15 protein-coding genes and 1 pseudogene are annotated in these 24,790 nt (G+C 71.5%); 10 read left to right on the top strand and 6 right to left on the bottom strand.

The window, feature by feature from the left end:
* Positions 1 to 16: 16 nt before the first annotated feature.
* Complete coding sequence (locus tag AC3IPY_RS16220; protein WP_489185292.1) at positions 17 to 1,855, bottom strand: BCCT family transporter; 1,839 nt, start codon at positions 1,853 to 1,855, stop codon at positions 17 to 19.
* A gap of 215 nt (positions 1,856 to 2,070) precedes the next feature.
* On the opposite strand from AC3IPY_RS16220, the gene AC3IPY_RS16215 reads away from it, so the two are divergent.
* Positions 2,071 to 2,673 (top strand): hypothetical protein, encoded by a 603-nt coding sequence (locus AC3IPY_RS16215; RefSeq protein ID WP_489185291.1) that lies wholly within the window; start codon positions 2,071 to 2,073, stop codon positions 2,671 to 2,673.
* 167 nt (positions 2,674 to 2,840) lie between these two features.
* Entirely contained in the window at positions 2,841 to 3,830 is a 990-nt protein-coding gene (locus tag AC3IPY_RS16210) for an aldo/keto reductase (protein WP_489185290.1), read from the top strand.
* A 143-nt stretch (positions 3,831 to 3,973) separates the two neighbouring features.
* On the opposite strand, the pseudogene AC3IPY_RS16205 reads toward AC3IPY_RS16210, so the two are convergent.
* Positions 3,974 to 6,429 (bottom strand): annotated as a pseudogene (locus AC3IPY_RS16205) (phosphoketolase family protein).
* A 216-nt stretch (positions 6,430 to 6,645) separates the two neighbouring features.
* Here AC3IPY_RS16205 and AC3IPY_RS16200 point away from each other — a divergent pair.
* Together AC3IPY_RS16200 and AC3IPY_RS16195 are read left to right on the top strand one after the other, a co-directional pair.
* Positions 6,646 to 7,566 (top strand): AEC family transporter, encoded by a 921-nt coding sequence (locus tag AC3IPY_RS16200; protein ID WP_489185289.1) that lies wholly within the window; start codon positions 6,646 to 6,648, stop codon positions 7,564 to 7,566.
* A 167-nt stretch (positions 7,567 to 7,733) separates the two neighbouring features.
* The gene (locus AC3IPY_RS16195; RefSeq protein ID WP_489185288.1) at positions 7,734 to 8,516 is read left to right on the top strand and encodes a DUF1353 domain-containing protein; all 783 of its coding nucleotides are present in this window, start codon (positions 7,734 to 7,736) and stop codon (positions 8,514 to 8,516) included.
* A gap of 80 nt (positions 8,517 to 8,596) precedes the next feature.
* On the opposite strand, the gene AC3IPY_RS16190 is transcribed toward AC3IPY_RS16195, so the two are convergent.
* The 3 genes from AC3IPY_RS16190 to AC3IPY_RS16180 form a co-directional block, all read right to left on the bottom strand.
* Positions 8,597 to 9,823 carry an MFS transporter gene (locus tag AC3IPY_RS16190; protein WP_489185287.1) on the bottom strand — a complete coding sequence of 409 codons (1,227 nt, stop codon included), beginning with the start codon at positions 9,821 to 9,823 and terminating at the stop codon, positions 8,597 to 8,599.
* Positions 9,824 to 9,885: 62 nt separating this feature from the next.
* On the bottom strand, positions 9,886 to 11,985 hold the full coding sequence (locus AC3IPY_RS16185; protein ID WP_489185286.1) for a hypothetical protein: 2,100 nt from the start codon (positions 11,983 to 11,985) through the stop codon (positions 9,886 to 9,888).
* A gap of 251 nt (positions 11,986 to 12,236) precedes the next feature.
* Positions 12,237 to 12,608 (bottom strand): hypothetical protein, encoded by a 372-nt coding sequence (locus tag AC3IPY_RS16180; protein WP_489185285.1) that lies wholly within the window; start codon positions 12,606 to 12,608, stop codon positions 12,237 to 12,239.
* A 105-nt stretch (positions 12,609 to 12,713) separates the two neighbouring features.
* Here AC3IPY_RS16180 and AC3IPY_RS16175 point away from each other — a divergent pair, with 105 nt between their 5' ends.
* Together AC3IPY_RS16175 and AC3IPY_RS16170 are read left to right on the top strand one after the other, a co-directional pair.
* Positions 12,714 to 13,373, top strand: coding sequence for a TetR/AcrR family transcriptional regulator (locus AC3IPY_RS16175; protein ID WP_489185284.1), 660 nt, complete (start codon positions 12,714 to 12,716; stop codon positions 13,371 to 13,373).
* 251 nt (positions 13,374 to 13,624) lie between these two features.
* Complete coding sequence (locus tag AC3IPY_RS16170) at positions 13,625 to 16,165, top strand: DEAD/DEAH box helicase (RefSeq protein ID WP_489185283.1); 2,541 nt, start codon at positions 13,625 to 13,627, stop codon at positions 16,163 to 16,165.
* A gap of 367 nt (positions 16,166 to 16,532) precedes the next feature.
* On the opposite strand, the gene AC3IPY_RS16165 is transcribed toward AC3IPY_RS16170, so the two are convergent.
* A complete protein-coding gene (locus AC3IPY_RS16165) occupies positions 16,533 to 17,480 on the bottom strand; it encodes an EamA family transporter (protein WP_489185282.1) in 948 nt (315 codons plus the stop codon).
* A gap of 383 nt (positions 17,481 to 17,863) precedes the next feature.
* Here AC3IPY_RS16165 and AC3IPY_RS16160 point away from each other — a divergent pair, with 383 nt between their 5' ends.
* From AC3IPY_RS16160 to AC3IPY_RS16145, 4 genes are all read left to right on the top strand, one after another.
* Complete coding sequence (locus AC3IPY_RS16160) at positions 17,864 to 22,399, top strand: ExeM/NucH family extracellular endonuclease (protein WP_489185281.1); 4,536 nt, start codon at positions 17,864 to 17,866, stop codon at positions 22,397 to 22,399.
* A 116-nt stretch (positions 22,400 to 22,515) separates the two neighbouring features.
* Positions 22,516 to 23,157 carry a hypothetical protein gene (locus AC3IPY_RS16155; RefSeq protein ID WP_489185280.1) on the top strand — a complete coding sequence of 214 codons (642 nt, stop codon included), beginning with the start codon at positions 22,516 to 22,518 and terminating at the stop codon, positions 23,155 to 23,157.
* A gap of 202 nt (positions 23,158 to 23,359) precedes the next feature.
* A complete protein-coding gene (locus AC3IPY_RS16150; protein WP_489185279.1) occupies positions 23,360 to 24,052 on the top strand; it encodes a YcnI family copper-binding membrane protein in 693 nt (230 codons plus the stop codon).
* Positions 24,052 to 24,726 carry a copper resistance CopC family protein gene (locus tag AC3IPY_RS16145; protein WP_489185278.1) on the top strand — a complete coding sequence of 225 codons (675 nt, stop codon included), beginning with the start codon at positions 24,052 to 24,054 and terminating at the stop codon, positions 24,724 to 24,726. Before AC3IPY_RS16150 ends, AC3IPY_RS16145 begins: the two co-directional genes overlap by 1 nt.
* Positions 24,727 to 24,790: the final 64 nt, after the last annotated feature.

The following is a 24,790-nucleotide window of genomic DNA, read 5'->3' as shown; positions in this document are numbered from 1 at the left end:
CTCCGGCCGGGCGAGGTCAGGCAGGTGGTCGTGGCCCGGATCCGTTCGCCGGCTTCGCCGGTGCCGTCGGCCGAACCGTCGGCGGCGCCGGCGCAACCGGCGCAGCAGCCCCGGACTCGGGTGGAGCAGCATGGCGGCCGTGCTCGGCCGTGGCATCCGCCGCTCCCGTACCGGGCGCGACCTCGTCGGGCGGCGGCGAGGAGACGAAGCCCATCGACCAGCCGAAGCGGCGCAGCCAGTGCGGGCCGCGGGTGATGGCGCCCTCCTCGAGCGGCTGCTCGACCTCGAGCCCGTAGTACTCGCCGATCTGGTCGCGGAACTGCGCGCGACGCGCGTGCTCGTAGGCCTTGCGCTCGCGACTGAAGGCGATGATCGTCGACCAGCACATGAGCAGCATGACGACGCTGAAGGGCAGGGCGATGATGATCGCCGCCGTCTGCATGGCCTGGAGGCCGCCCGACAGGAGCAGCGAGATCGCGAGCACGGCCGTGATGAGCGTGAAGAAGGTGCGGATCCAGCGCTTCGGCTCGAGCACGCCGCCGGTCGCGATCATGCCCATGACGAGCGCGCCGGAATCGCTCGACGTGATGAAGAAGACGGCGATGAGGATGATCGCGCCCACGGTCGTCACGGAGCTCCCGGGAATCTGCTCGAGCATCTCGAACAGCGCGCCCTCGAGGTTCACCGTGCCGTCCGGTCCGGTGAGCGTGCCGGGCGCGTGCAGCTCGATGTAGAGCGCCGAGCCGCCGAGCACGGCGAACCACAGGATGCCGATGAGCGTGGGCACGAGGATGACGCCGATCACGAACTGGCGCACGGTGCGCCCCCGCGAGACCCGGGCGATGAAGATGCCGACGAACGGCGCCCACGAGATCCACCAGCCCCAGTAGAACGAGGTCCACGACGCCTGCCAGGCCTCGCCGGCCTCGCCCTGGAAGGCGCTGACGTTGAACGAGAGGCCGACGTACTGCTGGATGTAGTTGCCCGTGGACTGCACGAACTCGCGCAGGAGGAACTCGGTCTGCCCGAACGAGAGCACGAACAGGAGCAGCGCCCCGGCGAGGATCAGGTTCGCCGAGGAGAGCCACTTCATGCCCTTGGCCACGCCCGAGAGCACCGACGCGAGCACGAACACCGTGATGACGAGGATGATGACGATCTCGCTCCAGACCGACGGCTCGATGAACCCCGCCGATTCGAGGCCGGCGCTGATCTGCAGCACGCCGAGTCCGAGCGAGGTCGCGACGCCGAACACGGTGCCGACGAGCGCCACGACATCGATCGCATTGCCCCACCCGCCGCGCACGCGCTTGCCGAGGAGCGGCTCGAGCGTCCACCGGATCGAGAGCGGCCGCTTGCGCCGGTGGATCGCGTACGCGAGCGCGAGCCCGACGACGACGTAGATCGACCAGGCCTGCACGCCCCAGTGCAGGTAGGTCTGGCTGAGCGCCTGCTGCGCGAGGAACTCGGGGCTGCCGGTCACGCCGGGCCGAGGGTCGACGAAATGGCTGAGCGGTTCGCTGACGCCGTAGAAGACGAGGCCGATGCCCATGCCCGCGGCGAAGAGCAGCGAGAACCACGCGCCGATCGAGAACTCGGGCTTGTCGTCGTCGGCGCCCAGGTGGATGTCACCGAAACGGCTGAACCCGACGAACAGGCAGAACGCCACGAAGAACGCCGCGATGAGCACGTAGTACCAGTTGAACGCGTTGACGATGGTCGACTGGATCGTGCCGAACAGCACCTCGGCGAGGTCGGGAGCGATCAGCGCGAACGCCGAGAAGCTGCCGATCACGATCGCGGCGGGCCAGAACACCCACCGCTCGAAGCTGGACTTGCCGGATCCCCCATCCATGTCGGCAACACTACTCACCGGCGTCGGCGCAGCGTCGTCCGCCCGTTTCGGAGATTCGGCGACCCGCCGCACGGCGCCTCGTCGACTCACGGCGTGTCGCCAGAACTCCGAATCCGGCAGAAACGCCGATCGGTGAGGGTCTGCGACGTGACATCCCTTCGGGGCATTGCATCGCGTGGCTCCGGAGACGATCATGAACCGGGGGGATTTTCTGCATGGGACGACAAGCCAAGGCGACCTGGATCAGCGATGACGGGTTGGCCGCCGTGACGCTCCACCTCGAATCGGGTGGACTGCAGGTCTCGGGCGAGCGCCACGCACGCCTGCCGAGGGCCGCGTTGTCGCAGGTGCGCGCCTCCGACGGCGTCGTCTCGTTCATCGCCGAGGGCGACACCTACCGGTTCCGGCTGGGCGCTGCGGCGTCGGCGTGGGTCGACGCGCTCACCACGCCGCCGCCGACGCTCGCCGAGAAGCTCGGGGTCGCAGCCGGCCGCACGGTCGCGGTGCGCGGCGACCTGCCCGTCGCCGAGCTCGAGGCCGCCCTGTCCGACGCCACGCGCGTGCCGCCGTTCGAGGCCGAGCTGGTCGTGGTCGTCGTGCGCGACAGCGAGGAGCTGGCGTCGCTGCCCGTCTGGTTCCGCGAGTGCGGGGTCGCCTCGCCCGTGTGGGTCGTGCACGGCAAGGGCCGGCAGACCGCGGCGCCCGGCGACACGGCCGTGCGCAGCGCCCTCCGCGAGAGCGGCTGGCGCGACACCAAGGTCAGTGCGATCGCCGACAGCTGGTCGGCCACGCGATTCCATCCGGCCAAGGCCGTCTGAGGTTTCCCGGTTCGCTTCGGCGGCTCCGGTGGGGGCGAGCGGATGTCTCGACGAGCGGCTTCGCATCCCGAGCGGATGTCGCGGGGCGGCGTTAGGCTCGACGAGCGGTCGCGGCGCTCGAGGAGCGCGCGGTCGCGGCATCCGTCATCGCGCATCAGGAGGACTTCATGCAGCGTCGCACCCTCGGCCGCACCGGCCGTTCGGTCTCGGCCATCGGACTCGGCACCTGGCAGCTCGGCGCCGACTGGGGCGAGGTCGACGAGGCCGACGCGCTCGCCGTGCTCGACGCCGCGCACGAGGCGGGCGTCACGTTCTTCGACACCGCCGACGTCTACGGCGACGGCCGCAGCGAGTCGCTCATCGGCGCGTGGCTGCGGGCGAACCCCGACGCGGGCGTGACGGTGGCCACAAAGATGGGGCGGCGCCTGCCGCAGGAACCCGAGAACTACTCGGCCGAGCACTTCCGCGCCTGGATCGACCGTTCGCGCGCGAACCTCGGCGTCGATACCGTCGATCTCGTGCAGCTGCACTGCCCGCCCACCTCGGTCTACGGCGACGACCGCGTGTTCGATGACCTCGACGCGCTCGTCGACGACGGCTCGATCGCGGCCTACGGCGTGAGCGTCGAGACGGTCGACGAGGCGCTCACCGCGATCGCGCGCCCGAACGTGGCGAGCGTGCAGATCATCCTCAACGCGTTCCGGCTGAAGCCGGTCGACGAGGTGCTGCCCGCCGCGCGCGAGGCCGGCGTCGGCATCATCGCCCGCGTGCCGCTCGCGAGCGGGCTGCTCACCGGGCGGTACACCGAAGACACCGTGTTCGCGGCGAACGACCACCGCAACTACAACCGGCACGGCGAGGCGTTCGACGTGGGCGAGACCTTCTCGGGCGTCGACTACGAGACGGGCGTGGCCGCGGCGCGCGAGTTCACCTCGCTCGCCCGCGAGGCGGCCCCCGAGGCCACGGCCGCGCAGGTCGCGCTCGCCTGGGTCGCGGCGCAAGACGGCGTGAGCTCGGTCATCCCGGGCGCGCGAAATCCCGACCAGGCGCGGGCCAATGCGGCGGCGGGGTCGCTCGAACTGCCGGCCGGCTTCGACGCGTCGGTGCGCGACCTCTACGACCGCGACATCCGGGCGCAGGTGCACGCGCGCTGGTAGCGGTGCGCCGAACGCCGCCGCCCGTGGCCCGCTTGCGTGAACCTTCTTCAGGAAGGGGTATGCGATCGGCGGCCCCTCGGGGCCTCGACGGCGGCGACACGCCGCGTCGATCGCACACCCCTTCCTGAAAAGTGAAATGGGCGTCAGGAGGCGCGGAACGCCCACCCGGTGATCCACTCGGGGTCCTCGCCGTGCTCGTACGCGAACTCCCGGGCCGCGGTGCGCGCCGCCCGCCACTCGTCGGCGAGCTCGGCGATGCCTGGCGTTCCGGCGAGCCCCGGTACGCGCTCGAGCACGTCGAGCGCGAGCCGGTACCGGTCGAGGTCGTTCAGGTGCAGCATGTCGAACGGCGTCGTGGTCGTGCCCCGCTCGATGAAGCCGCGCACGTGCAGGTCGGCATGGTTGGTGCGCCGGTAGGCGAGTTGGTGCACGAGCGACGGGTAGCCGTGGAACGCGAAGATCACGGGAGCGTCGCGCGTGAAGATCGCGTCGAACGCCTCGCCGTCGAGCCCGTGCGGGTGATGCGACGGATCCTGCAGCCGCATGAGGTCGACCACGTTGACGACGCGCACGGCGACGTCGGGCAGCCGCTCGCGCAGCAGTTGCGCGGCGGCGATCGTCTCGATGGTCGGCACGTCGCCGGCGCAGGCGAGCACCACGTCGGGCGCGGATGCCGCGGGGTCGTCGGCGTCGAAGCCGGGTTCGTTGCCCGCCCACGGCCAGACGCCGAGTCCGGCCGCGACATGCGCGTCGGCCTCGGCGGCGCCGAGCCACTGCGGCTGGGGCTGCTTGCCCGCGACGACGACGTTGATCCTGTTCGTCGTGTCGAACACGTGCCGCATGACGGCGAGCAGCGTGTTCGCGTCGGGCGGCAGGTACACCCGCACGATCTCGGCCTGCTTGTTGACGACGACGTTGAGGAATCCGGGGTCCTGGTGCGAGAAGCCGTTGTGGTCCTGCCGCCAGACATGCGACGAGAGCAGGTAGTTCAACGACGCGAGGTCGCCGCGCCACGGCACCTCGCGAGCCGATTCCAGCCATTTCGCATGCTGGTTGAACATCGAGTCGACGATGTGGATGAACGCCTCGTAGCTCGTGATGAGGCCGTGCCGGCCCGTGAGCAGGTAGCCCTCGAGCATGCCCTGCATGAGGTGCTCGCTGAGCGCCTCGATGACCTGCCCCGAGCGGGCGAGGTGCTCGTCGAGCGGATGCAGCGACTCGGCCCACGCCCGCGAGGTGACCTCGAACACCGCGCCGAGACGGTTGGAGAGCACCTCGTCGGGACCGAAGAGGCGCGACCGGTCGGGGTTGGCGCGCAGCAGCTCGGCGAACCAGCGACCGAAGACGGTGGTCGCGGCATCCGTCGCCCCGCGGGCCTGCGGCGACACCTCGACCGAGAACGGGGCCGTCTCGGGCAGGTCGAGCGGATGCCGCATGCCGGCGTTCGCGAGCGGGGTGGCGCTCATGCGCAGCTCGCCGCGCGGCCGCAGCGCGTCGAGGCTCGGCGATCGGGCGCCCGTCGGCGTCGAACAGCTCCTCGGGCCGGTACGACCGCAGCCACGCCTCGAGCATCGCGAGATGCTCGGGGTTCTCGCGCACGTTCGCGAGCGGAACCTGGTGCGCGTGGAACGTGCCCTCGACCTGCACCCCGTCGACGACGCCCGGGCCGGTCCAGCCCTTGGGCGTGCGCAGCACGATCGCCGGCCAGTGCGGGGCGTTGCGATCGAAGGCGCCGGTCGCGACATCCGCCCGGATCGCCTCGATGCGCTCGAGCGCGACGTCGACCGCATCGGCCAGGCGCGCGTGCACGAGGGCCGGGTCCTCACCGTCGAAGCCGCCGGTGACGAGCAGCGGTTCATGGCCGTTGCCGCGGAAGAAGTCGACGAAGCTCGGACTCGGGGATGCGGGCGAGCAGCGTCGGGTTCGCGATCTTGTAGCCGTTCAGGTGCAGGATCGGCAGCACCGCGCCGTCGGTCACCGGGTTCAGGAACGCGTGGCCGCGCCAGCTCGTGGCCAGCGGTCCGGTCTCGGCCTCGCCGTCGCCCACGACGCAGGCGACCACGAGGCCGGGGTTGTCGAGCGCCGCGCCGTACGCGTGCATGAGCGAGTAGCCGAGCTCGCCGCCCTCGTTGATGGAGCCCGGCGTCTCTGGCGCGGCGTGCGACGGGATGCCGCCCGGGAAGGAGAACTGGCGGAACAGGCGCTCCATGCCGGTGCGGTCGCCCGTGATCGCGGGGAACAGCTCGGAGTACGTGCCGTCGAGCCACGTGTTCGCGACCATCGCGGGCCCGCCGTGACCCGGCCCGCAGACGTAGAGCATCGGCGTGCCGCGCTCGACGATCGCGCGGTTGAGGTGGGCGTAGACGAGGTTCAGGCCGGGCGAGGTGCCCCAGTGACCGAGCAGGCGCGGCTTGATGTCGTCGGCCTCGAGCGGGCGGTCGAGCAGCGGATTGGCCTTGAGGTAGATCTGCCCGACGCTCAGGTAGTTCGCAGCACGCCACCACGTGTCGACGAGCTCCAGGGGCACGGATGCCGCGTGGCCGCGTTGCTCGCCGCCCTGCCCGTGCTCGTCTCGTTCGTGCTGGTCTCGGCCGTGCATCTGCTCGCCTGCTTGCGACATCGTCTCCCCGCCCCGTTCGACTCCGCGTGCGGTTCGAGCCTAGGTGCGGCACTCGGCGGCGGCCAGCCCCTTGCGGGCAGGGCGGCGAGGACGGGATGGGCGAGTCCCGCGGCATCCGCTCGCTCGCCGCATCCGCCCGGGTAGGGTCGAGGGGATGATCGCCGCGCGCAAGACCCCGACCGCGGGCGGGCGCGCGTGATCGAGATCTTCACGGGGTTCGCGGTCATCGCGCTCGCCGTGTTCGTCGGCTGGCTCGCCGGACGCCTCGGGGTGCTCGGGCCGGGCGCGCGCCCCGTGCTGGCGCAGCTGAACTTCAACGTGCTCGCGCCGTTCCTGCTGTTCTCGGTGCTCGCCACGAGCGACGTCGGGGCGCTCTTCTCGGTGCTGCTGCCCGTCTCGGCGATCGCGGCGATCACGATGATGCTCGTCTTCGCCGTCGTGTCGCTCGCGATCTGGCGCCGGGGCGTCGCACGCACCGTGATCGGATCGCTCGCCTCGGGGTATGTGAACGGCAACAACTTCGGCATCCCGATCGCGTTCTACATGCTGGGCAATGCCGCGTACTCGGCGCCCGTCGTGCTGCTGCAGCTGCTCCTCTTCGTCCCCGTCGCGCTCGCCGTGCTCGGGGCGAAGGTCGAGGGCCGCACCTCGGCCTGGGTCATCGTGCGGTCGACGTTGACGAACCCGATCATCGTCGGATCGCTGCTCGGGGTGCTCGTCGCGGTCACGGGCCTCGAGCTGCCGCCGATCGTGCTCGAGCCGATCGACCTCATCGGGCACGCGGCCGTGCCGCTCATGCTCATCGCGTACGGGCTCTCGCTGCACGGGCAGCGGCTGCTCGAGCCCGGCACCGGGCGACGCGACGTGCTGCTCGCGTCCGTGCTGAAGCTCGTGGCCATGCCGGTCGCGGCCTGGGCGGTCGGCCGCTTCTGGTTCGGCCTCGACGGCCTCGACCTCTACGCGGTCACCGTGCTCGCCGCGCTGCCCACGGCGCAGAACGTCTTCGTCTTCGCACAGCGCTACGAGACGGCCGAGATCGTGGCGCGCGACACCGTGTTCATCACCACGATCGCCTCGGTTCCCGTGCTGCTGGCGGTGGCGGTGCTGCTCGGCTGACGCGTGAACGTTTTTCAGGAAGGGGCGTGCGATCGGCGCGGCGTGTCGCGCCGAGTCGGGCCCCGAAGGGGCTCCGATCGCATACCCGTTCCTGAAAAGTGAACATTCCGGCGAGGTGAGCACGGCGGCCGATGCGGGCAGGATGGCAGACGAACGAAGGAGTCCGCATGCCGTTCCTCACCGAAGACGGGCGCGAGCTCGACGAGCTCCTGCTCGCGCAGCGCCCGGCCGACGGCTACCGCTTCCACGTGCGCGCGCCGTTCGAGTACGTCGATCCCGCCACCGGCCGCCGGTACCGGGTCACCGCGCGCCCGACCGGCTCGCCCGACCCCGCACCCGAGGAGCGCGAACCCCACGTGCCCGGCATCACCGACCTCGCCTCGGTGCCGATGTCGCTGTGGAGTTTCATCGCGAGCTACGGCCGTCAGTCGGCCCCGGCGATCCTGCACGACGAGCGCTCGGTGCAGGCCGCGCTGCTGGGCGATCGCCGGGCAGCGCTCGCGCAACGGCGCGAGGACGATCGCGTGTTCCGCACGGCCCTGCGCGAGCAGCGCGTGCCGCTGCTGCGGTCCTGGCTCATGTGGGCGTGGGTCTCCGCCGACCGCGAGCGGGAGTTCGGCGGCGCAGCCGGAGCACTCCTCGTCGTGCAGGCGGTCGCCGGAGCGATCGCCGCACTCGTGGCATCCGTCGCCGCCTTCTGGCAGCCGTGGTGGCTCGTCGTGCTGCCCCTGGTCGTGCTCGGCGGTCTCGCGTGGCGCTCGCTCGCGCCGCTCGTGCTCATGCTCACCGGATCGCTCGCGGTGCTCGGCCCCCTGCTGCTCGTGCACCTCGCCGCGCTCGTGCCGTTGCGGCTCATCGAGGCGATCGTCGAGCTGCTCGCCGGCGGCGACGCCCGCGACGTGCTGCGGCCGACGGTCGCGCCGGCGGGTGAACCGGGGGATCCCGCCTGAGCCCAGGGGGATCCCGCCTGAGCGGTGGGGCGGTGGGGCGGTGGGGCAGTGGGCGGTGAGCGCTGGAGCGGTGCCGCCGTTCAGCCCGCGACGGGTGCGGGTACCTGGCGCTTGCGCGCCTGCGCGGCGACCGAGAAGCTCACGACGGCCACCGCCGCGACGACGAGCATCGCATCGCGAGCACCGACCTGCGACGCGAGCAGGCCGAGCAGCGGCGGAGCCGCGAGCGACGAGACGGTCGAGAACGAGGTCACCACGGCGACGCGCGGTCCGGCATGGTCGGGATCGTCGGATGCCGCGGAGATCGCGATCGGGTTGCCGAGCGCCGCGCCGCATCCCCAGAGGAGCACGCCGATCCACGCGGTCGCGAGGCTCGGCGAGAACACGAACACGAGCACCCCCGTGAACGTCGCGAGGCCCGACACGCGCAGCACGGCGACCCGGCCGAACCGGTCGATGAGCGGCGTGCCGAGGAAGCGGAACACCGTCATCGCGCCGACGAACGTGCCGTAGGCGAGGGCGCCGGCGGCCTCGACCGTGGCGAAGCCGTCGACCACGGCGAGGGCGAGCCAGGTGGTCGCCGTGCCCTCGGCGAGCGAGGCGGCGAGCAGCACGACGCCGAGCAGAAGCGTGCGCGGCTCGAGCCAGGCGCCGAGCGCCTGCTTCATGGCGCCGCGGTTGCGGGTCTGGGTCGCGGCCTGCTCGATCGACCCGGTCTCGGTCGTGATCGGCACGTGCAGCGTCAGCGCCGTCGCGGGGCGCAAAAGCACGAGCCGCGTGAGCGTGACCACGGCGAGCACGATGACGATCTGCACGCCGATGCTCACCTGCGCGGCGGCGAAGGCCGCACCCACGAGGGCGCCGAGGGCGGCGCCGATCGAGAAGCAGGCGTGGAAATGCGGCAGGATCGCCTTGCCGACCCGGCGTTCGACCTCGGCGGCGTTGGTGTTGATGGGCACGTTCACGAGCGCGCCGCAGAAGCCGTTCACGAAGGCGCCGGCGATGAAGAACCGCACGTCGCCGGTGGCCGTCGCGAAGGCGATCGAGCTGAACCCGATGACGTTGCCGATCGTGCCGGCGAGCAGCGCGCGCCGGCTGCCGAAGCGGGCGACCACGACGCCGATCGTCAGCGCACCCGTCAGCGAGCCGGCGCCGCCGACGATCATGAGCGCGCCGAGCTGGGCGGCGTTCACGTCGAGCGCCTCGCGGATCGAGGGCATGCGGCTGAGCCATGACGACATGATGAGGCCGAACAACGCGAACTGCACCAGCAGGGCCCAACGCGCGGCGCGCACCTCGTTCGTCATGGTTAGGGATCCTGCCATAGATCGCGCTCGGCGTGTCGAGCGCGCCCCTTCCCGACCGTGCGTCAGGCCTGCTTGGGCGCCGTGCCCTTCGGCGTGGCCGGCACCGGGGCAACGGGCGATCGCCGCCACCCGTGGAACAGGTACGCCCACGACACGGCCCACGCGCCCTTGGGGTCGAGGGTCTTGCGCCGGGCCGCGAGGTGCTGCAGGTACGCGTCGCTGCCGCGCGCGGCATGCAGCGTGACGAGTGCGGCGTCGACCTCGGGCGCGAGCACCGACGTCGCGGCCTGCGCATCGGTGCGCGCCGGGACGACCGCCGGAACCGGCGCGAACCGCGGCTCGAGGAACAGGAACGCGCCGGCGGCGAGCACGAGCACGCCCGCCCAGACGAGCCCCGCCGTGTCGAGTGCGAGCCACTGCGCGAGCGAGAACCACACGACGACCGCGGCGCCGCCGACGTAGAGCAGGCGCGGCAGGCTCGTGACGGCGAGCCAGGCGCCGACGGGCAGCGGGCAGCGATCCCAGATCAGGGTGCGCTCGGTGTAGCCGGCGAGCGTCTGGTTCAGCCAGATGAGCAGGGCCGCGACCAGGGCCGAGGCGATCACCCACCCCCAGCCGGTCAGCGACGCCTGCCCCGTGGCATCCGCCGTGTGCAGGAAGCCGACCGAGGCGGCGACGTCGGGCGCGGCATCCGCACCGTTGAAGAGGTCGCCGACCCACGCGAACCAGCCGGCCACGGTCGTGACGACGGCGGCGAAGAAGGCGGATGCCGCGACGAGGCCGGGCAGCAGCACCGCGATGATCACCGCGGCGACCATGTTCACCCCGAGCGACTTCTTGTTGATCACGTTGAGGCGGTTCTCGATGTACGCGACCTCGGCCGACGGGCCCGGCAGGTCTGGGCCGAGCAGGTTGCGGATCGTCGGCTCGACGACCTGCAGGGTGTTCTGGAAGTAGACCGAGTGGTCGAGGAACGGTGCACTCGTGTTGTGCACGGCGTGCTCCTCGGGCCCGAGGGCGGCGGTTGCGAGGCGCGGGAAGTACGAGGCCCGCCAGCGCTCGCGGGCGCTGCGCGTGTCGTCGGCGATGGGCCCGGCAGAGAACGGATCCCAGATCGCCCAGTGGTTGGCCCACGCGACGGGGTGCTCGGGGTCGGTCATGCGCCGGCCGATCCAGTTCTGCACGGGCGCGTACACGTCGCTGCGGCCGCGCCACTGGTCGCGGCCCAGCAGGGTGACGGCGGCGCCGACGGTCGTGAGCTGGCGCACGTGGTACTCGGAGGGTTCCATCTCCTCGAAGAGCGTGAACGTCGAGACCGCGGCGCCCTGCGAGTGCGCGAACACGTGCACGTCGCCCTCGCCCACGAGGTTCTTGGCCCGCGTGACCGCGTCGCGCACGACGAGGCGCATGGCGCTCGCACGCACGGGCGTCTCCTTCCAGGCCGTGACGTCGCCGATCGACTCGGCGAGCCCGTCGATGGCCTTCGCCGCGACCTCCTTGAACCAGGGGATGAGCAGCAGCGGGCTGATCAGCGGCAGGATCGGCGTCAGCACCACGGCGAGCAGGGTCACGAACACGGCGACGGGCACGAACACGACGAAGCCGATCACGAGGCGCACGAGGTCGAGCACGAACGTCACCGCATGCGGGAAGACGAGGTACTCGCGCTTCGTGCGCGGGTGCTCGGTGAGCGTGAACCACGGCACGAGCACCATGGTCGCCCAGAACAGCCGCAGCATGCGGATGATGGCCCGCCAGAGGAACGGTGCCGCCCACCGGAAGATCTGGCCCCGGCTGAGCGGCACGAACGCCTCCGACCAGCGCGCCTCGACGATCGCGACCTTGCGCTCGATCGTCTCGACGGGCGCATCGGGTGCGGCCTTCGGATCGCGTCGCTTCGGGAAGCGCACCGTCGCGGTGATCACAGGCTCGTCGCCGGCCAGGTTCGACTCCGACAGGCTCACGCCGTGCGAGTCGTCGGCGCCGTAGATGCGGTCGCGGGTCATCCAGTCCATGCGCGCGAGGATGGGCTCGGCCCACTCGAGCAGGATCTGGCTGCGGTAGGCGGCGCCCATGCCGTGCACGAGCACGAGGGCGACGTCGTACGATCCGTCGGCGTGCCGCTCGGCGGTGCCGACCTCGGGCTGCGGGGTGAGACGCATGGCGGACTCCTGGGTTCGCGGGGACGAGCGGTGCGGGATGCTCCGAACGCTAGCGCTGCGGCATCCGCTCCGACAAGGGAGATCCGCGGATTTCCGGGCCTGCACTGAGCTCCGGTCGGTCAGGACTCAGGAGCCGAGCGGATGCCGCGACCGGGCCGGCGCTCGCACGGGGCATCCGCCCAGCCGCCCAGCCGTCGAACGCGAGCACATGCGACGAGCGCGTGCCCGCGGCATCCGCTCGCTCGTCGTGACTACTCGCGCTCGCGGGCCGCGCGCCGCCGCTGGATGCGGCCGTACAGCTTCAGCAGCTGCGGAACGATGACGTAGACGGCGGCGGGCACGATGACGATCGTGAGCGCGAACGCCCGCAGCACGGGCGGCCAGGCGCCGGCGATCGGCGCGAGCACCGTCAGCCCGATGGCGACGAGCGGGAAGATCGCGATCCAGGTGAGCAGGGCGCGCACGTGCACCGAGGGCGGTGCGGGGGCGGCGGGCACGTTCGCCGAGGTCGGAGCGCCGAGCGCGAGTGCATGCGACGAGCGCGTGCCCGCGGCATCCGCTCGCTCGTCGTGACTACTCGCGTTCGCGGGGAGGACAGGGTCGAGGTTCTGGGTGGTGGTCATGCGAGACATCTCCAACTGAGTGGTTGTTTCCAACTGAACGGTTGCTATTGAAGCACGGCGCGGGCGAATTCACAACTATCCGGTTGGAATTGCTACACTCGGCCCATGGCCTGGGACACCGAACGCACGAAGCGGCTGCTGCTCGACGCGGCGACCGTGGAGTTCAGCGAGCACGGCCTCGCCGGCGGGCGCATCGACCGCATCGCGAGCGCCGCCGGCGTCAACAAGGAGCGCATCTACCAGTACTTCGGCAAGAAGGACGACCTGTTCGCCGCGGTGCTCGCCGCCCGCCTGCGCGACTCGATGGACGCGGTCGCCATGGAGGGCGAGGGGCCCGAGGCCGTCGGCGCCTACGCCGGGCGCCTCTTCGACCACCACCTCGTCGACGGCGTCATTCCGCGCCTCGTGTTCTGGGAGGGGCTCGAGCGCGCCGAGCTCGCAGCCGCCGACGAGGCCCGGGCCGAGTACCACCGCATGAAGGTCGACCGGTTCCAGGACATGCTGCCCGGCATCGGGCACGAGGCCGCCGCCGAGCTGCTGCTCACGCTCGTGTCCCTCGTCAACGCCTGGCCGGTGCTCTCCCATCTCGATCGGCTCATCGTCGGCGGCCCTGACGAGGGGCCGGCCGGTGGCGCCGCACGCACCGCAGCCGCAGGCGCCGCAGCCGCACGTGCCGCTCGCGTCGCCGCACGCCGCGCGGTGCTCGTGCGCACGATCGAGGCGCTCGCCCGCGACGCGCAGCAGGCCGCGGCATCCGTCGAGTGAACGCAACCTCAGTGCTGGCACTGAGGCGCGGCAGCCGGATGCCTCGTACCGTTGACCTCGATCGCACGACGCGGACCGCAGGGGGGAACTGTCACCGCGACGCACGATCTGAGAGCCGGCCGGCGTCGCGACCCGAAACTCGCGTCGCAGGCCGGCTCCCCCTCTGCTCGGGGCGCCGTCGCTCGCCCGTCGCTCGCGCCTTGCTCGCGCCCGCACCGGCGCCGACAGCCGCGTAGGGCAGACTCGTACGGGTGACCCAGCCCCTGCTCGACCGCGTTCCGCGCCCGTACGATGCCGATGCCATGTACGACGCGTTCGTCGACTGGGCCGAAGACCGCGGGCTCTCCCTCTATCCCGCGCAAGACGAGGCGATCATCGAGATCGTCTCGGGCGCGAACGTGATCCTCTCGACCCCCACGGGCACCGGCAAGTCCCTCGTCGCGGTGGCCGCCCACGCGGCATCCGTCGCCGCCGGAGGCCGCACCTACTACACGGCGCCCATCAAGGCGCTCGTGAGCGAGAAGTTCTTCCAGCTCGCCGACATCTTCGGGGCCGCGAACGTGGGCATGGTCACGGGCGACAGCTCGGTGAACCCCGACGCGCCCATCATCTGCTGCACGGCCGAGATCCTTGCGAACCTGGCGCTGCGTCACGGTTCCGACTCCGAGGTGGATCAGGTCGTCATGGATGAGTTCCACTACTACGGCGACCCCGACCGCGGGTGGGCGTGGCAGGTGCCGCTGCTGCTGTTGCCGCGCGCGCAGTTCGTGCTCATGTCGGCCACGCTCGGCGACGTCACCGCGATCGCCGAAGACCTCGAGCGCCGCACGGGCCGCCCGACGGCGCGGGTCACCGGCGTCGACCGCCCGGTGCCGCTGCACTACTCGTACGCGAAGACGCCCGTGCAGGAGACCGTCGAGGAGCTGCTCGACACCCGGCAGGCGCCCGTCTACATCGTGCACTTCTCGCAGGCCGCGGCCATGGAGCGGGCGCAGGCGCTCTCCTCGATCCGGGTCGTCACGCGCGAGCAGCGCGACGAGATCGCCGAGGCCATCGGCGGGTTCCGGTTCACGACGGCGTTCGGCAAGACCCTCTCGCGCCTCGTGCGCGCGGGCATCGGCGTGCACCACGCGGGCATGCTGCCGCGCTACCGGCGCCTCGTCGAGACGCTCGCGCAGCGCGGCCTGCTGCGCGTCATCTGCGGCACCGACACGCTCGGGGTCGGCATCAACGTGCCGATCCGCTCGGTGCTCATCACCGCGCTCACGAAGTTCGACGGGCAGAAGATGCGGCAGCTGAGCGCCCGCGAGTTCCACCAGATCGCCGGTCGCGCCGGTCGTGCCGGGTACGACACCGCGGGAACGGTCGTCGTGCTCGCGCCCGAGCACGAGATCGAGAACGCGGCGGCCGTGCGCAAGGCGGGCGACGACGCGAAGAAGCTCAAGCGCATCGTGCGCAAGAAGGCGCCGGCCGGGCAGATCACCTGGGGCGAGGCCTCCTACGACCGGCTCGTCGTCGCCGAGCCCGAGCCGCTCGTCCCGCAGCTGAAGCTCACGGCGGCCATGCTCATCAACGTCATCGGTCGAGGGGGCGATGTCGTCGGAGACATCCGCGCGCTCGTCTTCGACAACCACGAGCCGCGCAAGCGCCGCTTCGAGCTCGCCCGGCGCGCGCTCGAGATCCTGCGCACGCTCGCCGACGCGGGCGTGGTCGAGCTCACCCCCGACCCGCGCAGCGGCGGGCTCGGCGTGCGCATCGCGCTCACCGTCGACCTGCAGCCGAACTTCGCCCTGAACCAACCGCTCTCGCCGTTCGCGCTCGCCGCGATCGACCTGCTCGATCCGGATGCCGCGCCCGGCACCGGCATCGGCACGGGCCACTACGCCCTCGACGTCGTGAGCATCATCGAGTCGACCCTCGACGACCCGCGCCCGATCCTCTCGCAGCAGCAGTACAAGGCCCGCGGCGAGGCCGTCGGCGCGATGAAGCAGGAGGGCATCGAGTACGACCAGCGCATGGAGCTGCTCGAGGAGGTCACCTGGCCCAAGCCCCTCGACGAGCTGCTCGCGCAGGCGTTCGAGACCTTCGCGTCGAGCCAGCCGTGGGTGCGCGACTTCGAGCTCTCGCCCAAGTCGGTCGTGCGCGACATGTTCGAGCGCAGCATGTCGTTCGGCGAGTTCGTCTCGTTCTACCAGCTCGCCCGCAGCGAGGGCCTCGTGCTGCGCTACCTCTCCGACGCGTTCCGCGCGGTGCGTCAGACCGTGCCGAACGACGCGAAGACCGAGGACCTGCTCGACCTCATCGAATGGCTCGGGGAGCTCGTGCGCCAGGTCGACTCGAGCCTCGTCGACGAGTGGAACGAGCTCGTCGACCCGAGCGCGCACCTGCCGGAGGACGAGGCGGCGGTCGTGCCGCCCGCGCCGCCGTCGGTCGTGACGAACCGTCGCGCCTTCACGGTGCTCGTGCGCAACGAGCTGTTCCGCCGGGTGCAGCTGGCCGCGCTCGAGCGCGACGACCAGCTCGCCGAGCTCGACCCCGACGCCGGCTGGCCCGACGCGCTCGACCGTTACTACGCCGAGCACGACGACCTCGGCACGGGTGCGGCGGCGCGCTCGCCGCAGCTCGTCGTCATCGATGAGACGGATGCCTCGTCGGGAACCTGGCGCGTCGAGCAGATCCTCGACGACCCGGCCGGCGACCACGACTGGCGCATCCGCGCCGAGGTCGACCTCGAGGCCTCCGCCGAGGAGGGCACGGCGGTCGTGCACGTGACCGGGGTCGTGCGGCTGTAGGGTTCCCGGCTCGACCCGGCGCGGTTCGCGACCCGGCGCGGTTCCCGGCGCGGTTCCCGGCCCGGTTCGCGACCCGGCGCGGTCCGCGACCCGGCGCGGTCGCGCGGTGATCAATTCAGGATGCCGCGGCGACACGCCGGCGACCGGGGTGGAAACCCGCGGCGTGTCGCCCGAATCTCCTGACTACATCCCGTGCCCGCCGTGCCGGCCGTGCCGGCACCGGGGTATCCGGTGTCATCAATTCAGGATGCGCGAGCGACACGCCGACGGTTCGCGCGGTACGCCGCGGCGCGTCGCCCGAATCTCCTGAACACGCCCCGCCCGCCACGCCCCGCCCGCAGCGCTGCGCCTGCCGTGTCGACCGCGTTCAGGCGACCGCGAGCATCGCCGCCGCGGCGAGGGCGAGCACCAGCCCGGCCCACTGCACCGGCGCGATGCGCTCGCGCAGCACCAGCGCGGCGAGCAGGATCGTGCCGGCCGGGTACATGGCGCCGAGCACGGAGGCGATCGAGAGGTCTCCGGCGCGGATGCCGAACAGCAGCAGCGCGTTCGCGACCGCGTCGACCACGCCGCAGGCGACGGCGAGTCGGATTCCGGTGGCGAGGGCCGAGCGGCCGGCTCGAGGCATCCGCTCGGGATCGCGATCGACGGGAGCGGGAACGACGACGGGCGCGGGAACGGTGACGACCGCGCGCGTGCGCCCCCGCGCCCGCACCGCGACCACGGCCGCCACGACGCCGACCGCCGCGAACATGATGACCGCGTTGACGCCGCGGTTCAGGATGAGCGGCACGATGCCGCTCTCGTCGGAGGTCTGGTCGATCGCGATGTAGAACCCGCCGATCGCGGCGCCCGACCCGACGGCCATCAGGATGCCGCGGAGCGACGGCCGCACGGCCCCGCGCTCGGGCACGAAGCCGACGAGCAGCACCGCGACGAGCGCCAGGCCGAGCCCCCAGTAGCCGATGGGGTCGAAGCGCTCGCCGCCGACGACGAGCCCCCAGGCCACGGGCACGATCGCCGAGACCACGGCGGTCGTCGGCGAGAGGATGCTCATCGGCCCGATCGCGAGGCAGGCGTAGAGCAGCCCGATGCCGATGCATCCGATCGCTCCCGAGATCGCGCCCCAGAGCACGTCGTGGGCGTTCCACTCGCCGCCGAACACCGGCAGGAACGCGACGAGCAGCACGAACCCCGACAGGGCGGCGACGGCGGTCGCGAGCAGGGCGCTCACGCGCTTGGCCGCGAGCCCGCCGAGGAAGTCGGCGGCTCCGAAGACGAGGGCGCCCGTGAGCGAGAAGACGGCGGTCAGCACGAGGCCTCATGCTAGCGAGCGGATGTCGCGGCTGCGCGCCCGGGTCGATGTCACGATCCGGCGAGGAGCGCCAGCCCTCTCGCCGATTCTGCTCATCTGAGCACCCTCGAACGGGGTACCTGCTCGCCTGCGCGGATTCTGATGAACACGTTGTGAAATCAGCGGGATCATCGGCCGGAACCCCTTGGCAGAAGCCCAGCGAAATCATAGGCTGACGCGCAATGCGGCCCCCGAGCGGGGGCGTTCGTGTCGCGGATCGCGATCGAACGGCAGCGCGCGACACCGCGCGCGAGTTGACATAGGGGAGCGTCATGCAGGGTGGTCGAACCGTCCAACGCCTTTCCGCCATAGCGGCCACGGCCGCCGGGGCCCTGATCGTCGGAATGCTGGGGGCGCCACCCGCGCTCGCCGCGACCGACGGCTCGGGAGTGGTGATCAACGAGGTGTACGCGCGCGGCGGCAGTGCCAACCAGCCGCTCAAGAACAAGTTCGTCGAGCTCTACAACCCGACCGACGAGGCCGTGTCGCTCGACGGCTGGTCGTTGCAGTACCGGGCCGCCACCAACGCGGGCGCGCCGTCGACCGCAGGGGTGGCCGCGTTGAGCGGCACGATCGCCGCCGGCGGTCACTACCTCATCGGATTGGCGAGCAACGGTTCCGTCGGTTCGGACCTGCCGGCGACCGACGCGACCTCCTCGATCTCGTTGCAGGGCCAGAACGGATCGGTCTACCTCGCGAACGTCGCGACTCCCATCGACCCGGGCTCGGGCTCGGTCAGCGGCAACCCGAACATCGTCGACTTCGTCGGCTACGGCAGCTCGAACGCCTTCGAGACCACGGCCGTCCTGTACGGCGACGGAGTGACGACCCCGGCCAACAACGTCGCCGGCAGCATCTCCCGCACCGACGGCGTCGACACCGACGTCAACGCCGCGGACTTCACCTTCAGCGCGAATCCGACCCCGCAGAACTCGGGTGACGACGGAACCGACCCCGAGCCCGAGCCCGACCCCGAGACGGCGACCATCGCCGAGGTGCAGGGCGAGGGCGACGTCAGCCCGCTCGTCGGCACGAAGGTCACGGTCGAGGGCGTCATCACGGCCGACTACCGCACGGGCGGCTACAACGGCGTGACCATCCAGACCCCCGGCCCCGACACGACGCCGGGCGTCTCCGACGGCGTCTTCGTCTTCGGCATGCCGGCCGTCGGCGCGGTCGGCGACCTGGTGCGCGTGACCGGCTCGGTGAGCGAGTACTTCGGCCTCACCGAGATCACGACGGATGCCGCGGGCGTCGAGCTCGTGACATCCGGTGCGGGCCTGCCCGACGCGCAGCCGCTGCCCGACACCCTCGTCGGCGGCGCTCGCGAGGCACTCGAGAGCATGCTCGTCGCGCCCGAGGGCTCGTACCTGCTCTCGAGCACGCACGAGGTCTGGAACTACGGCTCGCTCTGGATGGCCGCGGGCGACACGCTCCCGGTCAAGAGCACCGAGAAGCTCGACGCCGGCGACGAGGCGAACGCCGTGGCGGTCGCCAACCGCGGTCGTCTCCTGATCCTCGACGACGGCTGGAACAGCGCGATCACCTCCGGCGCCCACCCGGCCGACCAGCCGTACCTCACGAAGGACCAGGTCGTCCGCAACGGCGACCGCGTGATCCTGCCTTCGACGCCCTACGTGCTGAGCTACGGCTTCGACGCCTGGCGCCTGCAGCCCACCGCGCCGATCGACAGCGAGAGCCCGGCCGAGGTCAAGCCCACCTTCGAGACGCTGAACCCGCGCCCCGAGACGGCTCCCGCCGTCGGCGGCGACATCCAGGTCGGCGTGTTCAACGTGCTGAACTACTTCACGACCCTGTCGAGCGAGAACTCCAACGCACGTGGCGCGGCCACGGCCGAGCAGTTCGCCCTGCAGGAGAAGAAGATCGTCGCCGCGATCACCTCACTCGACGCCGAGGTCGTCGCGCTGCAGGAGATCGAGAACTCGTTCAAGCTCGGCGAGGCGCGCGACGAGGCGACCGCGACGCTGGTCGCCGCCCTGAACGAGGCCGAGGGGGCGGATGTCTGGGACTACGTCCCCACGCCGTCCGTGCTCACGGCCGCGACGACCGACTTCATCCAGAGCGCGATCATCTACCGCACCGACGCCGTCACCCCGAAGGGCGACGCGCAGACCGTGGTCGACGAGAGCGTGTGGGGCAACGCCCGCGAGCCGATCGGCCAGGCCTTCGAGCTGCCGAACGGCAACGACTTCTCGGTCATCGCGAACCACTTCAAGTCGAAGAGCGGATCCGGCACCCAGCCGGCCGACGGCCAGGGGTTCTTCAACGCCGACCGGGTCGCGCAGGCGACCTCGCTGCTGACGCTGGCCGACACGCTGGCCGACGAGGCCGGTGAGGTGCTGCTGCTCGGCGACTTCAACTCGTACGCGCAAGAGGACCCGATCCAGGTGCTCACGGGCGCCGGGTACACCGACCTGCTGCCGACCCTCGCCGAGGGCGAGTACACGTACACGTTCGACGGCGAGCTCGGCTCGCTCGACCACGCGCTCGGCAACGCCGCGGCCGTGCAGAGCGTCACCGGCATCGGCCGGTGGTCGATCAACTCGCCCGAGTGGAGCGACCGCGAGTACGGCAACGGTTCGCCCGACGACGGTTCGGTCTTCCGTTCGAGCGACCACGACCCCCAGGTCATCGGCCTCGACACCTCGAAGCTCACCGACGTCGTCGACATCAGCGTGATGACGATCAACGACTTCCACGGTCGCATCGAGCAGGCGGCCCCGTCGGCCGGCGCAGCGGTGCTCGCCGGTGCCGCGGCCGCGGTTCGCGCCGAGAACCCGAACACGGTCTTCGCCGCGGCGGGCGACCTCATCGGCGCCTCGACGTTCACGTCGTTCATCCAGCAGGACTCGCCGACCATCGAGGCGCTGAACCTCGCCGGTCTCGACGTGAGCGCCGCGGGCAACCACGAGTTCGACCAGGGCTGGGAGGACCTGCGCGATCGCGTGCAGGACGAAGCGGACTTCGAGTACATCAGCTCGAACGTCTTCCTGAAGGACACGGATGAGACGGCGCTCGCGCCCTATTACACGCAGACCTTCGAGGGCGTCACGGTCGGCTTCATCGGCGCCGTCACCGAGGAACTGCCCTCGCTGGTCAGCCCGGCGGGCATCGCCGAGCTCGACGTTCGACCGATCGTCGAGTCGGTGAACGCCCAGGCCGAGAACCTCACCGACGGCGACCCCGACAACGGCGAGGCCGACGTGCTCATCCTGCTCGTGCACGAGGGTGCGACGACGACCGACATCTCGGCCGTCACCGACGGCTCGACGTTCGGCAAGATCGTCGCGGGCGTCGACCCCGAGGTCGACGCGATCGTCTCGGCGCACACGCACCTCCCGTACAACCACGTCGTCGACGGCCGCCCGGTCGTCTCGGCCGGCCAGTACGGCGAGCAGTTCGGACTCATGAAGCTCGAGGTCGACGGCAAGACGAAGCAGCTGGTCTCGATCACGAACGAGCTGAAGCCGCTCATGTCGCCGGCGACCACGAACCCGCCGGTGCCCGCCAAGCCGCTCTACCCGGCCGACCCCGCCGTCGCGAAGCTCGTGGCCGATGCCACGGCCGAGGCCAACGTGCTCGGTGCGGTGAAGGTCGGCGACATCACCGGCGACTTCAACCGCGGCCAGATGCCGGGCACCGATGCGCAGGGCAACCCGGCGGTCGTCGAGGCGCGTGGCGCCGAGTCGACCATCGGCAACTTCGTCGCCGACGTGCAGCTCTGGGCCGCCCAGCAGGACGGCACGGCCGACATCGCGTTCATGAACCCCGGCGGCATGCGCACCGACCTGAAGTTCGCGAGCAGCGGTGCAGGCGACCCCGACGGCAACCTCACCTACCGTGAGGCGGCCAACGTGCAGCCGTTCGCGAACACGCTGTTCACCCAGACGCTCACCGGCGCCCAGGTGAAGCAGGTGCTCGAGGAGCAGTGGCAGCCCGCCGGCTCGTCTCGTCCGTTCCTCAAGCTCGGAACGAACGAGGCCCTGAAGGTCGTCTACGACCCGACGGCTCCGGCCGGCTCGCATGTGACGCATGTCTTCCTCGACGGGGTCGAGCTCGACCCCGCGACGAACTACCGCGTCGTGGCGAACTCGTTCCTCGCGGCGGGTGGAGACAACTTCTTCACCCTCGGCAAGGGCACCGAGCGGGCCGACACCGGCAAGGTCGACCTGCAGGCGATGGTCGACTGGTTCAAGGCCAACGGCGTCGCGAGCCCCGACACCGCGCAGCGCTCGGTCGGCCTCGTGCTGCCGGCGCCCGCCGACGGCGAGGCGTACCAGCCGGGCGAGACGCTCGACCTCGCACTCAGCTCGCTCGACTTCAGCACCAACGAGGTCGCCGCGGGCGAGGTCACGGTCTCGATCGGCGACACGGTGCTCGGCAGCGCGCCCGTCGACCGCACGCCCGTCGCCGCCACCGATGAGGGAGGCCGTGCCTCGCTCTCCATGACGATCCCCGACGGGATCGCGGGCGACACCGCGCTGACCGTCTCGGTCGCCTCGACCGGCACGAGCGTGCAGGTGCCGATCACGATCGCCGAGACCACCGAGCCGCCGGCTCCGGTCGCGACGATCACGATCGGTGCGCCGAGCTCCCTGCTCGTGCGCTCGGGCAGCTCCGTGACCTACACCGCGCAGGTGTTCGCGCTCGACGGGTCGAAGCCGATCGGCACGGTCTCCGTGTACGACGGGTCGAAGCTCGTCGCGACGGTCGACGTGACCGCCGACACGAAGAACGGTCGCGTCAGCGTCACCGTGCCGAAGCTGTCGCGCGGCGTGCACCTGCTGCGCGCCGAGTTCGACGGTGCCGAGCCCTACAAGGACTCGCGCATGTTCCAGCTTCCGGTGCTGGCCTGGTGAGCGCGCGGGCCTGAACAGGTCGACGGAGGGCGGCGGACCGACGGTCCGCCGCCCTCCGGCGTGAGCGGCGCGCCCCGCCGTGTGCGGCGCGCGCGAAAACATCTAGGCTGGTGCGCATGACCTCGAGGTGGGCCCGCGTCGCGCGCGGCGGTGCGATCGCCGCCTTCGCGACGTTCGTCGCCGCCCTCTCGCACACGCTCGGCGGCGGCAGCGCTCCGGGGGCGCTCGCGATCGCGCTGTCGTTCGCCTTCTCGGTGCTGCTCTGCATCGCCGTCGTCGGGGCGCGACTGTCGGCCGTGCGCACCGTGATCGCGGTGTCGGTCGCGCAGTTCGCACTCCATGCGCTGTACTCGGTGCAGGGCGGCTCGGCGGGCACGGGCCTCGTGGCCGCCTCCGGCACGGCCGCGACGACGCACGCCCACCACCACATGACCCTCGAGCTCCCGAGCGGCGCGGCATCCGCTTCGTCCGTGGCCGCGCCGTTCGCGTACGACGCCTCGATGCTCGCGACCCACCTCGCTGCCGTCGTCGTCACCGTGCTCGCCATCCGCCACGGCGACGCCGCGTTGCGGGCTGCGCTCGGGGCGGCACGGCTCGCCGTGGCCGTGGTCGTCCGCGCGGCTCCCGTGCTCGAGATCGAGTCGCGCCGGCCGATTCCCGCGGCGTCGAGGTTCGCCGTGCCACGGCCGCTCGCGAGCCTGCTCCTCCTCTCCGCGATGCGGCACCGTGGGCCGCCGCAGGGGTTCGCCGTCGTCTGACGTCCTTCGCGACGTCCTGCACTGCCGCGTGTGCGATCGATCCGCTCGTTCGCGATCCGCGATCCGCGATCCGCGATCCGCGATCCGCGATCCGCGTGATCGCGCCCGCGAATGCGCGCAACCGGCAGGCCCGACGGCTCCGAACCACCTGTATCGCGCACGACGCCTTCGCTCGTCGGCGCACCCCACGAAGAGGAATCCCATGACATCCCGTACCGTCCGCACCGCCGCCATCGCCACGTCCGCCCTGTTCGGCGGCGCCCTGCTCGCCCTCGCCGCGCCGTTGGCCGCGAGCGCTCACATCGGCGTCACGCCGAGCGACACCGCCGCCGGCAGCTCCAGCGTGCTGACCTTCGCGTTCAGCCATGGCTGCGACGGGTCGCCGACCACGCAGCTCACGTTCGACGTCCCCGACGAGATCGCCTCGGTCAAGCCCACGCTCAACGCGAACTGGACCATCGAGAAGGTCGCCGACGGCGACCGCACGAGCCAGGTCGTCTATACGGCCGTCACGCCCGTCGAAGACGGCTACCGCGACACGATCGAACTGCAGGTCGCCCTGCCCGAGGATGCCGCGGGCCAGACCCTCGGGTTCCCGGTGCTGCAGACCTGCGAGACCGGCGAGACCGACTGGAGCGAAGAGATCGTCGAGGGCGAGGCCGAGCCCGAGCACCCCGCGCCGTCGATCGTCGTGACCGAGGCCGTCGAGGGCGGCGGCCACGGCCACGGCTCGACCGAAGAGGGCGAAGCGGCCGAGGGCGACGAGCATGAAGCGGATGCCGCGGCAGACTCGAGCGACACCGTCGCACGCGTGCTCGGCATCGGCGGCCTCGCGGTCGGCGTCGTGGGCATCGTGCTCGCGATCACCGCGCGTCGCCCCCGCAAGGACGCGTGATGCGCGCCGGGCATGACGCCCGCGCCGGACGCCGCGTGCCGGTTCCAGCCGGAGCACCGAGGCGTCCTGGCGTCGGGCGTCGCGTCCGCGGCGTCTTCGGCGCCGCGGCACTGGTCGCGGCATCCGCCCTGTTCGCGACGGTGCCCGCGATGTCGGCGTCGGCGCACAACTCCGTCGTCTCGACGACGCCCGCCGCGGGCGAGGTCGTGACCGAGCAGCCGGGTCGGGTCTCGCTCGAGACGAACGACGCGCTGCTCGACCTCGGCACGGGCGCCGCCATGCTCGTGCAGGGACCCGACGGCCTCTACTACGGCGACGGATGCGCCGTGGTCGACGGACCGGGGGCGTCAGCCGCCGTCGAGCTCGGCGAGGCCGGCACCTACACCGTCATCTGGCAGGTCGTCTCGACCGACGGCCACCCGATCTCGGGGGAGTGGACGTTCGAGTGGCAGCCGGCCGACGGCGTCGAACTCGGCACCGGCACGGATGCGCCCGCCTGCGGCGGCGACGTCAGCGGGGCGCCGGTGCCGACCACCGGCGACGACGATGCGGGCGACTCCGGGGCCGATGCCGAGGCATCCGTTCCCGGTGACCTGCTCTGGCTCGGCGGCGGCGTGCTCGTGGCCGTCATCGCCGGCATCGTGACCTGGCTCGTGGTGCGTCGCCGACCCTGAGTCCGGCCCGAGGTCGGCCTGGGGAGACTCCGGCTCGCCTGTCGGGTGTGCTCGTTACACTCGA

It is taken from the genome of Agromyces sp. GL_144 (genome assembly GCF_057834305.1).
Note: the sequence above shows the minus strand (reverse complement) of the source record. Positions and strands in the feature narration are given on the sequence as shown.

Coding starts and splice junctions, on each gene's coding strand:
- AC3IPY_RS16210 (WP_489185290.1), top strand. CDS start 2,841: ATGCAGCGTCGCACCCTCGGCCGCACCGGCCGTTCGGTCTCGGCCATC.
- AC3IPY_RS16185 (WP_489185286.1), bottom strand. CDS start 11,985: ATGCGTCTCACCCCGCAGCCCGAGGTCGGCACCGCCGAGCGGCACGCC.
- AC3IPY_RS16160 (WP_489185281.1), top strand. CDS start 17,864: ATGCTGGGGGCGCCACCCGCGCTCGCCGCGACCGACGGCTCGGGAGTG.
- AC3IPY_RS16175 (WP_489185284.1), top strand. CDS start 12,714: ATGGCCTGGGACACCGAACGCACGAAGCGGCTGCTGCTCGACGCGGCG.
- AC3IPY_RS16155 (WP_489185280.1), top strand. CDS start 22,516: ATGACCTCGAGGTGGGCCCGCGTCGCGCGCGGCGGTGCGATCGCCGCC.
- AC3IPY_RS16180 (WP_489185285.1), bottom strand. CDS start 12,608: ATGACCACCACCCAGAACCTCGACCCTGTCCTCCCCGCGAACGCGAGT.
- AC3IPY_RS16220 (WP_489185292.1), bottom strand. CDS start 1,855: ATGGATGGGGGATCCGGCAAGTCCAGCTTCGAGCGGTGGGTGTTCTGG.
- AC3IPY_RS16190 (WP_489185287.1), bottom strand. CDS start 9,823: ATGACGAACGAGGTGCGCGCCGCGCGTTGGGCCCTGCTGGTGCAGTTC.
- AC3IPY_RS16215 (WP_489185291.1), top strand. CDS start 2,071: ATGGGACGACAAGCCAAGGCGACCTGGATCAGCGATGACGGGTTGGCC.
- AC3IPY_RS16195 (WP_489185288.1), top strand. CDS start 7,734: ATGCCGTTCCTCACCGAAGACGGGCGCGAGCTCGACGAGCTCCTGCTC.
- AC3IPY_RS16145 (WP_489185278.1), top strand. CDS start 24,052: ATGCGCGCCGGGCATGACGCCCGCGCCGGACGCCGCGTGCCGGTTCCA.
- AC3IPY_RS16150 (WP_489185279.1), top strand. CDS start 23,360: ATGACATCCCGTACCGTCCGCACCGCCGCCATCGCCACGTCCGCCCTG.